The organism is Mucilaginibacter sp. P4_G9 (assembly GCF_056400985.1).
In genome coordinates, this window is record NZ_JBFUKF010000131.1 from 1 (window position 1) to 13,587 (window position 13,587).

6 protein-coding genes are annotated in these 13,587 nt (G+C 41.9%); all 6 read left to right on the forward strand.

The genetic code is table 11. From position 1 onward, the window contains the following. On the forward strand, positions 1 to 3,229 hold a 3,229-nt coding region (locus AC1DPZ_RS13030; protein ID WP_477403964.1), incomplete at its 5' end, for a SusC/RagA family TonB-linked outer membrane protein. A gap of 10 nt (positions 3,230 to 3,239) precedes the next feature. After that, a complete protein-coding gene (locus AC1DPZ_RS13035) occupies positions 3,240 to 5,084 on the forward strand; it encodes a RagB/SusD family nutrient uptake outer membrane protein (protein WP_477403967.1) in 1,845 nt (614 codons plus the stop codon). Between the two features lie 102 nt (positions 5,085 to 5,186). Continuing rightward, a complete protein-coding gene (locus tag AC1DPZ_RS13040) occupies positions 5,187 to 8,522 on the forward strand; it encodes a VCBS repeat-containing protein (protein ID WP_477403969.1) in 3,336 nt (1,111 codons plus the stop codon). A gap of 4 nt (positions 8,523 to 8,526) precedes the next feature. Then, the gene (locus AC1DPZ_RS13045; protein ID WP_477403971.1) at positions 8,527 to 9,867 is read left to right on the forward strand and encodes a vanadium-dependent haloperoxidase; all 1,341 of its coding nucleotides are present in this window, start codon (positions 8,527 to 8,529) and stop codon (positions 9,865 to 9,867) included. Positions 9,868 to 9,964: 97 nt separating this feature from the next. Next, on the forward strand, positions 9,965 to 11,785 hold the full coding sequence (locus AC1DPZ_RS13050; RefSeq protein ID WP_477403973.1) for a glycoside hydrolase family 35 protein: 1,821 nt from the start codon (positions 9,965 to 9,967) through the stop codon (positions 11,783 to 11,785). Between the two features lie 128 nt (positions 11,786 to 11,913). After that, positions 11,914 to 13,587 (forward strand): glycoside hydrolase family 2 protein (locus AC1DPZ_RS13055; protein WP_477403975.1); only part of this gene is annotated, 1,674 nt, incomplete at its 3' end.

Sequence of the window (13,587 nt, forward strand, 5' to 3'; positions counted from 1 at the left end):
AATATTTGTTGGTTTGTCATACGCCGGCGTAGCAAAAAACAAAAAACCAGGATTTACAAAAATAAAGGTGGGGAAAGGTAATGAAAATGCCCCCATAAAAATTTCAGGAAAAGTAACCGACCTGGTAACAGGTGAAACCTTAGTTGGAGTATCAATAAGGATTAAGGATTCAAGCAACGGATCGGTAACAGATGTAAACGGAAACTTTACACTAACAGCTCCCGACAATGCCGTATTAGTTGTATCATACATCGGCTATAACACGTTGGAAGTGCCTGTAAATGGTAAAAGCACCCTTAACATTAAATTACAGCCATCATCCAAAGGATTGAATGAGGTTGTTGTGGTTGGTTATGGTGTACAAAAGAAGGTGACAGTTACAGGTTCTGTAACATCTGTTAAGGGGGACGAATTGGTAAAATCGCCGGCTGTTAACCTTTCCAACTCTATAGCCGGGCGTATGCCGGGTGTTATTGCTATGAATGGAAGCGGCGAACCTGGCTATGATGGTTCAACCATTCGTATCCGCGGTACAAATACCCTGGGTAATAACGATGCATTGATTGTTATAGATGGGGTTCCAGCTCCTGCCGGCCAATCGAACATTGACCGTTTAAATCCAGCAGATGTTGAAAGTATCTCGGTATTGAAAGATGCTTCTGCGGCTATTTATGGCGCAAGGGCGGCCAATGGTGTTATTTTGGTTACTACCAAGCGTGGTAAATTGGGCAAACCCGAGCTTTCTTACACCTATAATAAAGGATGGGCTCAGCCTACTATGCTACCCAAAATGGCTAATTCAACCGAATACGCCACAATGGTGAATGAAATAGACCTTTATGGTTTGCCTTCACAATATTGGACCGCAGCTTCTGCTGCATTTAAAACAGCGGGAAAATTTACCAGGCCAGATAATGCGGCTACAACAACCGCTACATTTCAACCTGCCGATTTTACAAAATTTGCTGATGGTTCTGATCCATGGGGACACCCTAATACCGACTGGTTTAAAGCTACTCTAAAAGACTGGTCTGGTCAATCACGTCAAAACGTACAATTATCAGGCGGTTCCGAAAACATAAAGTATCTTACTTCAATAGGGTACCAAAACCAGGATGGATACTACAAAAACTCGGCTACAGGGTATAAACAATATGATTTCCGCTTAAACGTTGATGCCAAGGTTAATAAGTATATCAGTACATCTATAGGTGTAGCGGGCCGCCAGGAAAACCGTTTCTTTCCGGACGGAGGAACTGCGGGTGATATATTCAGAATGCTGATGCGTGGTTATCCATACAGACCGGCTTATTGGCCAAATGGTTTACCAGGACCAGATATTGAAAACGGTCAGCAACCAGTATTGATTACTACCAATAAAACCGGTTATGCTAAGGATACGAGATATTCTCTTCAGACAAACGGAAAAATTGATATATCGATACCGGGAGTACCAGGCTTAACAGTTAGCGGAAATGTTGCTCTCACTAAATACATGCAACAAACCAAAGCCTGGCAAACACCATGGTATGTGTACAGCTGGGATAATGTTACCAAAGATGCAAATGGTACCCCGGTACTTACCAAAGTAGCCCGCGGGCCTGCCCAGGCAAGGCTTGATCAAGGCTCCGATGATCAGCTAAGCAGCCTGCTTAGCGGAATAGTGACATATAACCACAGTTTTGGTAATCATAACATTGTATTACTTGCCGGTGTAACCAAAGAAAAATCAAACGATAGCCAATTTGGCGCCAATCGTAAATATTTTAACTCGGTTGCTATCGATCAGTTAAATTGGGGAGGTAGTTCAGAAATAGGTAATTATGGTACTGCCTGGGAAAAAGCCCGTTTAAATTATTTTGGCAGGGTTGGGTATAATTATAAAGAAAAATACCTGGCAGAGTTTTTATGGCGTATAGATGGTTCTTATATGTTTCCGCAAACTCACCGTTTCGGTTTCTTCCCGGGTATATCGGCCGGATGGAGAATCTCGGAAGAAGATTTCTTTAAAAACAATATAAAATTCATTCAAAATTTAAAACTGCGCGGATCATGGGGACAAATGGGTAACGACAATGTTGTTAAGCCCCTTACCAATACTTTAGCAGAATACTCTTATCTTCCATTGTACAACGTTGGATCATATATAATTAACGGCGTACCAACCCAGTCATTATTTGAAAACGTGGCACCAAACCCGAATTTCACCTGGGAAGTGGCCAATAATAGCGATGTTGCGTTGGAGGGAACTACATTAAACGGAAAATTAGATTTCTTACTGGAAGGATTTGTGAACAAGCGTACCCAAATATTATGGGCACCTACAGCTTCAGTGCCTGCAACTGCAATACCAACTGGGTTACTGCCCCCTGTAAATTATGGAAAAGTGACTAATAAAGGATGGGAATTTCAATTATCTTATCATGATAAAATTGGTCAGGTGAGGTACAATGTAGGTGTTAACGGCGGGTATTCCAAAAATAGGATTGATAAATGGGATGAGGTTCCGGGAGCGCCTGCCTGGCAAAAATCAACCGGGCATCCTATCGGAAGCCAGCTTTATTACATATATACCGGTATATTTTCTACCCAGGCTCAGGTTGATGCTAATAAGGTTGATTACAGCGGTGTTGGGGGTAGTAAACTTAACCCGGGCGACATGATGTATAAAGATGTAAATGGCGATGGTAAACTTACTGGGGATGATCAGGTGAGGAGTGATAAAACCAATCAGCCTACCTTTCAGGGAGGCTTCAATTTTGGGGTTCAGTATAAAAACTTCGATTTAACTGTTTTATTCCAGGGTGCCGCTGGCGGACAGATTGTCTTTCAAACCGAGTCGGGAACAATTGGTAACTTCACGCAATACAGTTACGAMCATCGCTGGACGGTTGACAATCCAAGCACAGTGTCCCCCCGCACAGTTGATAGAAATAACCAGTATTTTTCTGGAGGATACTACAATCCTGCAGGGACCCTTATCAATGGAAACACTTATTGGTTGTTAAATACAAATTATATCAGGCTTAAAAATGCTGAACTTGGGTACACTATCCCGTCAGCGTTAACTTCAAAAATTGGTATAAGCAATTTACGGATATATGCAAATGGCCTTAATCTACTTACATTTTCTAAACAGAAAATTTATGATCCTGAATCAACCAGTTCGTCTGGTCAGTATTATCCGCAGGCAAGAGTCGTTAATATGGGCGTAAGTGTAAAATTTTAATTTGAACGATATGAAAACATTTATAAGAAATATTTCAACAATTGCGATGCTCTCGGGAGTGCTGCTGACTTCGTGTAAGAAAGACTTTTTAAGTACAAAACCATCGAATCAGGCGCCGGCRGACCTTACCTGGGGAGATCCAAACCTTTCCGAAGCCTTTGTTACCGAGCTTTATAACGGCTTACACGATGCCGAGCTTAACCAGGAAAGTATGGATTGTATTACCGATAATGCCCTCTATAATTTCGGAAAGCAGGATATAATGGAGGCCAATATAAGTCCTTCGCATTTAGGATGGGTTAACAATACCTATGAGTGGAATGAAATGTACGCCCGGATAAGGTCGGCCAATCTTGCTTTAGAGCAACTTGGCAAGTCTACACTTGATAAAGCATTGGTTGACAGGCTTTCGGGAGAAGCTCATTTTATGCGTGCATACTTTTACAATCAAATGCTGCGCTATTATGGCGGCGTTCCAATTGTAAAATCCACTTATGACCTTAATTCTCCTGATTTTACCGTTGCCAGGAATACGTATGCCGAATGCGTTGATTTTATAGTGAGCGAGTTGGATGCAGCCAGTACTTTGTTGCAAGGTAAAAGTCTGGGAAAAGGGCGTGCTACAAGCGATGCAGCTTTGGCCTTAAAAGCACGGGTGTTACTATATGCAGCCAGTGATTTGCATGATATACCAACGGCAAAGGGTAAATCAAGTGTTATATCCGGATTTGCTCACCCCGAATTATTAGGTTATTTAACTGGAGACCGCACTGCCCGCTGGACAAAAGCCCGGGATGCAGCAAAAGCTGTATTGGATTTAAGTGGATACGGTTACGCACTTGACTTAGCTGCTCCTGCTTCTGCTGCCGATGGATTTACAAATTACCAAAACTCCTATTTATCAAGAAATGGCGGCGAAAAAGAGATATTGTTTGCCCGCTATTTTAGCAATAGTAAAGATGAATGGGGTGCATGGTATGGCAGAAACAATTGTACCAACGGATACCATGGCTGGACATCGAGCGAGCCTACTCAAAACATGGTAGATGATTATGAAATGATGGATGGTTCAAAATTCGATTGGAACAATGCGGCGGAAAAGGCTGCCCCTTATACAAACAGGGATCCCCGCTTTTATGCATCGGTTTTATATGATGGCGCCCCATGGAAGCCACGTACCCCGGATGGTGCAGGTATAGACCCATTTAATGAAATACAAATGGGCACCTACCAAACCGRCAGCTCGGGCAGCCCTGTAACGTATTTTGGCTTGGATACAAGAAACGGCCCTATCGAAAACTGGAACGGTACCCGTACTGGTTATGCCATCAGGAAGTTTATGGATCCTAACCCGGCTATTGTTGATCAGAACACCCGGTCGGAAGTTCCATCGCCTTTAATAAGATACACTGAAATGATATTTAATTATGTAGAAACGTGTATTGAGTTAGGGCAGGAGGACATTGCAAGGACCTGGCTTAATAAAATCCGTTTCCGCTCGGGCATGCCGGCAATTACAGATGCAGGTGATGCACTTAAGCAACGATACAGAAATGAACGCAACGTAGAAATGATGTTTGAAGAACAACGTTTTTATGATGCCCGCCGCTGGATGATTGCGCCAACAACGCTTGGCAATAAAGCAAGGATCATAAAAATTACGGGTACTTTAAAGCCGGGTAAATCGGTAAGTGTTTATAGGTATAGTACCGACAATTTCAATTACACATACACGGTGCAGGATCTTGATCCCGGAGTTGAAAACCGTACATGGAATGACAAGCTTTATTTCCCGCCTATTAGCAGGGATGAAATTAACAAAAATAGCAAGTTGGTTCAAAATCCAGGTTATTAACCGCAAGGATTATAAAATTCTTATATATTAGTGTAAAGAATGCCGGTAGTAAAATGCCGGCATTCTTTTAAATTTTTAGTCCATTAATTAAGCGGCACCCTGGTGAATACAAACATTAAATTATTTTCACAATTACTTTTTATCGGAATTATTGCATTAACAAGTTGCGGCCGTTCAACCGAAAATAAAGAAACGGACGAAAACAACAATAACCCTTTATTTACTTTACTATCTCCTGAGCAAACACATGTAGCCTTTAGCAATACTTTAACCGAAGGGTTAAATACCAATGTGTTGATGTATGAATACTTTTATAATGGCGGAGGGGTAGCCACCGGTGATTTAAACGGAGATGGTCTGCCGGACATATATTTTACCGGTAATATGACCGATAATAAATTGTACCTTAACAAGGGACATATGCAGTTTACAGATATTACCACCGTAGCAGATGTAGCCGGGCGTCCTGGTCCCTGGAAAACAGGAGTTACCATGGCTGATGTAAACGGTGATGGTAAGCTTGATATTTATGTTTGCTATTCGGGCAATGTAAGGGCCGAAAAACGCCAGAACCAGTTGTTTATTAATACAGGAAACGACAAAGATGGAGTACCACATTTTACAGAACAGGCACAACAGTATGGATTAGCAGATACCGGGTACAGTACACAGGCAGTTTTTTTTGACTACGACAGGGACGGTGATCTGGACATGTTTTTGTTGAATCACAGCCCTATTCAGTTACCTATCTTAGATGAGGTAAATACAGCTGCTATCTTAAAGAAATTAAATTCACCCAATGGGGTGCGACTATACCAAAACGATAACAACGTTTTTAAAAATGTAACAGAACAGGCTGGAATAAGCAATTCTGATTTAACCTACGGTCTTGGAGCGGCGATAGCCGACATCAATGGTGACGGATGGCCTGATATTTACATATCAAATGATTATACCATACCCGATTTTCTTTACATCAACAATGGTAATGGTACCTTCACCAATAAATTGCAATCTTCTCTGGGGCATACCTCACAGTTTTCTATGGGGAATAATGTTTCGGATATAAATAACGATGCCTTACCGGATATTTTTACGCTTGATATGCTTCCCGAAGATAATCGCAGACAAAAGTTATTGTTTGCGCCGGATAATTATGAAAAATTTGGCTTAACTCTTCGTACTGGGTTTTATTATCAGTATATGCGCAACATGTTGCAGATAAACAATGGTAATGGCACTTTCAGCGAGATAGGGCAACTATCAGGTATCTCAAATACCGATTGGAGCTGGGCTCCATTATTTGCCGATTATGATAATGATGGCTGGAAAGATTTGTTTGTAACCAACGGATATACCCGCGATTTCACCAATATGGATWTTGTGAAATATATGGGCGACTTTTTGAAAGATAAGAGAATGATGCGGAAGGATATATACAATTTGGTACAACAAATACCATCTTCGCAGGTAAAAAGTTACCTTTTCAAAAATAATGGCAATTTAACCTTTACCAATACCAGCGCCGCATGGGGGATTACGCAATCATCAAACAGTAATGGCGCGGCCTATGCCGATCTGGATAACGATGGTGACCTTGATCTGGTGACCAACAATATTAACCAACCGGCATTCATCTATCAAAATGAAGCGGACAAGCAAGCAGACAACCATTACCTGCAGCTTAAGCTAAACGGCGCCGGAAAAAACACACAGGGTATAGGAGCAAAAGTTACCATTTACCTAAAAAATAAAAAACAATACCTGGAGCAAATGCCAAGCCGTGGCTTTCAGTCAAGTGTTTCACCAATACTGCACTTCGGGTTGGGTAAGGATAAAGAAGTTGATTCGCTGCGAATAGTATGGCAGCAGGGAAAGGAGCAGGTTTTAAAGAATATCAAAACCAATCAGCAACTAACGCTTGAAGAAAAAAATGCAGTTAACAACGCTCAAATACCCAAAACCGTAAAATCCATTTTTGCAGAGGTAACATCACCAATAGCAAATAAACAGGAAAAAAATGCCCTTAACGATTTTAAACGGCAGCCGCTAATGGTAAACCCGCTATCGTTTTCAAGTCCGTGTATGATAAAAGGCGATATAAATGCCGACGGATTGGAAGATGTTTATGTAGGTGGTGGCAACGGGAAACCGGGTACAATATACATTCAGCAGGCCGGTGGTAAATTTGCGGTAAAACCAGAGCCTGCTTTTGAAGCCGATAAAAAAAGCAATGACGCGGATGCGGTATTTTTTGATGCCAATGGTGATGGAAAACCGGATTTATATGTATGTTCGGGCGGCTATGATAATTATATGCCTGATGATCCTTTATTACAGGACAGGCTTTATTTAAATGATGGGAAAGGTGATTTTACTAAGACAAAAGATGCATTACCTGCAATGCGCAGTAGCAAAAGCTGTGTACGAGTGGCTGATATTAATGCCGACGGGCATTTAGATCTGTTTGTAGGAGGAAGGGTAATACCTGGCAGATATCCGGAAACTCCCCAAAGCTACATCCTCGTAAATGATGGCAAGGGGTATTTTACTGACGAAACTGTAAAATATAACCCGGGCCTGCAACATATCGGTATGGTAACCGATGCCGCATGGGTAGATATGAATGGCGATAAAACGCCGGATTTGGTTTTAGTAGGAGAGTGGATGCCGGTAACCGTAATGATCAACGAAAATGGCAAACTTATAAACAGCACTAAGGCGTATTTTGATAAACCCAACAGCGGCTGGTGGAATAAGATACTGGTAGAGGACCTTAACCACGACGGCCATCCCGATCTACTTGTTGGCAACCAGGGACTAAATACCCAATGCAAAGCCAGTGATAAAGAACCGGCAGAAATGTATTATAAGGATTTTGATGATAATGGCGCCGTTGATCCTATCTTTTGTTTTTACATTCAGCATAACAGCTATCCGTACGTTTCAAGAGATGAGCTTTTGGAACAGATCAGTATGATGCGTTCGCGTTTTCCTGATTATAAGAGTTATGCCGATGCCACACTTACAGATATATTTACCGCTGTAGAATTAAAAGGAGCGGTTCATTTACAGGCTAATAACCTGGCCACTACTTGTTTTTTAAGTGATGGCAAAGGTAAGCTACATTCATCCCCATTGCCTTTACAGGTTCAGTCTTCACCCGTTTTTACAATAACTGGTCTTGATTATGATCATGATGGCAACAAGGATTTGCTTTTATGCGGTAATATTAACAGGGCCAGGTTACGCCTGGGCAAATATGACGCAAATTACGGCATATTATTAAAGGGTGATGGCAAGGGCCATTTTGAATATATCCCCCAACTCCAATCAGGGTTTAAATTATGGGGAGATGTGAGAAGTGTTATAGAAATTAATCAAACATTATTGTTCGGGATCAATCAACAGGGAGTAAAAGCCTATAAAGAATTTTAATTACATGAAAAGAAAGGCATTTTTAATAACTATCCTGTTTACCGCGGCTATTTTACACAACAGCTGCAGCAATAAGAAACAGACACAGCCGGTATTAACCAGTGCTGATATTACCAAAGTGATTGATCATATGACGGTTATTATGATCCATGATGTAACTAATCCTCCTTTGGCTGCGCGTTTCTTCTCGTATACCTGTCTTGCCGGCTATGAAGTTATAGCCGAAAACGACAAAAGTGTTAAAAGCATGTATGGCGTTTTAAACGAATACCCCGTTATTAAAAAACCGGCTTATGCTAAGGGATATGCATACCAGTTAAGTGCTTTAATAGCCATGATGGAAACTGCAGGAAAGCTGCAGCCATCGGGTAGTTTATTGATCAAGTATGAGCAGAGTTTTTTGGACTCGTGTAAAAAGATAGGCTTTACTGACGAGGTTATTGATAGTGCCAAACATTACGGGCAGGCAATTAGCAAACAGATACTTGCTTATGTAAAAAAAGACAAATACAACAGGATCAGTAATTATACAAGGTATACTCCACTTGGAAAGGATGGTGCCTGGGACCCAACACCTCCGGCTTATATGGCCCCGGTTGAACCTTATTTTAATACCATTCGTCCGCTTACGCTTGATTCTTCCTCTCAGTTTTTGCCAGATCCGCCCATACCTTTCTCCACTGATAAGCACTCCGCTTTTTATAAATTCATGATGATGAACTACAAAGCAAGCGGAAAAGGATTAACAACCGAACAACGCACTATAGCGGGCTTTTGGGATTGCAATCCATTTGCTGTTCAGGATAACGGGCACATGTTGATAGGCTTAAAAAAGATATCACCGGGAGCGCATTGGATGGGAATTACAGGCATCGCTTGCAGGCAAACAAAAACCGGGTTTTCAAAAGCGCTGGAGATTCATACCATGGTAGCCATAGGATTATTGGATGGTTTTATATGTTGCTGGGACGATAAATACCGGACTAACCGGGTCCGTCCGGAAACGGCTATCCGCAAGTATATTGATGTTACCTGGAAACCGCTGCTGCAAACACCGCCATTTCCTGAGTATATCAGCGGTCATTCTGTAATATCATCAGCGTCGGCAGTAATTCTTACCCACTACTTTGGCAACAATTTTCATTATACAGATAATGTGGAAGTAAAATATGGACTCGCTCCACGTAGTTTTAATTCATTTAACCAGGCCGCTACCGAAGCCGGTATGTCTCGGTTTTGGGGAGGTATACACTTTAAAGATGCAATTGATAATGGTATAATACAGGGTGTTAAAGTTGGCCAATGGGTATTGACCAAATATAAAAAACCGGTGGTACATCATTAAATGATGCATAATTTTTGATCGGCAATCTATTTTTTCCAAGTCAATTATAACTCAACCTGCGCTGTTGTAAAATATAAAAAGCTTTAATAACGTCTTTATGAAACTCAAACACCTTGCACTATTTATCGTATTTTTTTTAAATGTCATCAATACATTTGCCCAAACTCACACCTTTGCCTTAGGTGATGAAGCATTTTTATTGGATGGCAAGCCCTTCCAGATGATTTCGGGCGAGATGCACTACCCACGTGTACCCCGTGAAGCCTGGCGTTCGCGCATGAAGATGGCAAAAGCGATGGGCCTTAACACCATAGGAACCTATGTTTTCTGGAACCTGCACGAACCTCAAAAAGGGAAATTCGATTTTAGCGGGAACAACGATGTGGCCGAGTTTGTACGCATAGCCAGGGAAGAGGGATTATGGGTAATCCTGCGCCCAAGCCCTTATGTATGCGCCGAATGGGAATTTGGCGGCTATCCATACTGGCTGCAGAACGAGAAAGGATTGGAAGTACGCAGTAAAGAATCCCAATACCTTAAAGAATATGAAAGCTACATTAAAGAGATAGGTAAACAACTGGCACCGCTGCAAATAAACCATGGCGGTAATATATTAATGGTGCAGATAGAGAATGAATATGGCTCCTACGGCAGCGATAAGGAATATTTGTCCATCAATCAAAAACTATTTAAAGAGGCAGGCTTCGATGGCTTGCTTTACACCTGCGACCCGGCTCCCGATTTGGTAAAAGGCCATTTACCGGGCCTGTTGCCGGCCGTTAACGGATTAGATAATCCGGCTAAGGTGAAAAAAATAATCAACGACAATCATGAYGGCAGAGGGCCATATTACATTGCCGAATGGTACCCGGCCTGGTTTGACTGGTGGGGCACTAAACACCATACCGTACCGGCTGAGCAATATGCAGGCCACCTTGATTCTGTTTTGGCAGCAGGGATATCTATCAATATGTATATGTTTCATGGCGGTACCACGCGTGGATTTATGAATGGTGCCAATTATAAAGATGGAACTCCTTACGAACCGCAGATCAGCAGTTATGACTATGATGCGCCGCTGGATGAGGCGGGTAATGCCACGCCAAAGTTTATGAAGTTCAGGGAGGTGATCCAAAAACACTTGCCTGCCGATGTGCAACTACCTGTCGTTCCGGCAGCAAAACCAGCTATCGGTATCCCGGCAATTAAATTTACCCGTTCGTTGATTGTGTTGAATGCCTTACCCGCTCCAAAAGCCAACATCACCCCACTTACTTTTGAAGACCTGCACCAGGATTACGGTTTTGTATTGTACCGCAGTACTATCCAGGGCGGCAAAAGTGGTTTGCTTAAGCTAAAGGAATTAAGGGATTACGCGGTTGTAATGGTCAATGGAAAAACGGTGGGAACACTGGACCGGAGGCTGAACCAGGATAGTTTAACCCTTACACTACCGGCCGGCAAAGTAATACTTGATATTTTGGTTGAAAATCTTGGCCGTATCAACTTTGGTAAATACCTGTTACAAAACAAAAAAGGGATCACCGAAAAAGTGCTTTTTGATGGCAGCGAGGTGCAAGACTGGAAAATGTATTCCTTACCTTTCAGTAACATAAAAGGGATCAGGTTTGAAGCGGCAAAGCAAAATTCGGGTTCACCGGTTATTAAGCAGGGAAGCTTTAACCTTGATGAAGTTGCAGATAGTTACCTTGACATGGGCCAGTGGGGCAAGGGAGTGGTATGGGTAAATGGGCACAACCTGGGCAGGTACTGGAATATCGGCCCGCAGCAAACGGTATACCTGCCTGCAGAATGGCTTAAAAAAGGACATAACGATATAGTTATCCTGGAATTACTGAAGCCGGAACAAGACCAGTTATCGGGAATAAGCACACCGATATTAAGCCAATTACAGTAATTTAGTTTAAACCATTTATAGATAGGGGATAGTTTTGGTTAACAACTTAAATATTAATTAGATTAGCCAGGTTAATGCCAGATCCAATTAATCAGTTACCACCAAAACACCCTTTCAAATAAATAGGAATGCGGAAAATAGCAATTTTACTCATTTTATTATGGAGCTCAGTTTATAAAGCCGGGGCTCAGCAAACTATTATACAATACCTATCCGGCGTTGATAAAGATCATACCGTGAACTGGGATTTCTATATCAATACGGGCCAAAAAAGTGGTTCATGGAATAAAATTGCGGTACCATCTAACTGGGAGCAACAAGGATTTGGCACTTACAATTACTACAGGGATACTAAAAATCCCGAAGAGCAGGGGAAGTATAAATATCATTTTAAAGTAGCTGCTTCAAATAAGGGTAAAAATGTTTTTATTGTTTTTGAAGCTTCCATGACCGATACCGAAGTGAAAATAAACGGGCAATCTGCCGGCCCGGTTCATCAGGGAGGATTTTATAGGTTTAAATATGACATTACTAAATTACTGAATTTTGGAACCGATAATCTGCTTGAAGTTACCGTTAGTAAAAGATCGGCTAATGAATCCGTTAACCAGGCCGAGCGTAAGGCCGATTTCTGGCTGTTTGGCGGTATTTTTCGACCGGTATACCTCGAGATTGTTCCTCAAGCTTTTATCGACAGAATAGCCCTTAACGCGCAGGCAAACGGGGCGTTAACCCTTGATGTATTTACTGCTAATGCCAATAGTAACTATGTTATTAAAGCGCAGGTACAAAAGCTTAACGGGCAACCAGTAGGTAAATCTTTTAATATAAAGGTATCTGCAGGTACGCAAAAAACAACCTTGCAGCAACAAATAAATAATATAGTACCCTGGAATCCCGAATCCCCCAACCTTTATAATCTCGTTGTATCTCTTACCGGTCCGCAAGGCAGTGTTCACGTTGTAAAGCAGCGTTTTGGTTTCCGTACAGCAGAGTTAAGGTTACAGGATGGATTTTATGTGAACGGCAAAAAAGTTGTTTTTAAAGGGGTATGCCGGCATAGTGAATGGCCGGAGTCGGGCAGGGCGTTAAGCAAAGATATTAGCCTGATGGATGTTAAGCTGATGAAGGACATGAACATGAATTCGGTCAGGATGTCACATTATCCGCCTGATCAGCATTTTTTAGATGTGTGCGATTCATTGGGCCTTTTTGTATTGGATGAACTAACCGGGTGGCAGGCTAAATATGATACAGAGATAGGTAAAAAGCTGGTGAAAGAACTGGTGGTGAGGGATGTAAACCATCCATCAATAGTAATATGGGATAATGGTAACGAGGGAGGCTGGAATACCGATCTTGATACCGAATTTTCAAAATATGATCCGCAAGGCCGTTGGGTTATTCATCCCTGGGAAAAATTTAATGGAACGGATACAAAACATTATCCTGATTATAATTACGTAACTAATGCCGTTTTATACGGTAAAGAACTGTTTTTTCCGACAGAGTTTATGCACGGATTGTATGATGGCGGGCAGGGTGCGGGTTTAGACGATTTCTGGAGCCTGATGCGCAAACATCCTTACTTTACTGGCGGCTTTTTATGGTCTTTTCATGATGAAGGTGTAGCCCGGACAGATAGGAACGGGCAAATAGATGTACAGGGTAATGCCGCCCCCGATGGCATATTAGGCCCTCACCGCGAAAAGGAAGGGAGCTTTTATACAATCAAAGAAATCTGGTCGCCGGTAGTGATTGCGAATAGCTATATACCTGCAATATTTGATGGGAAACTGGAG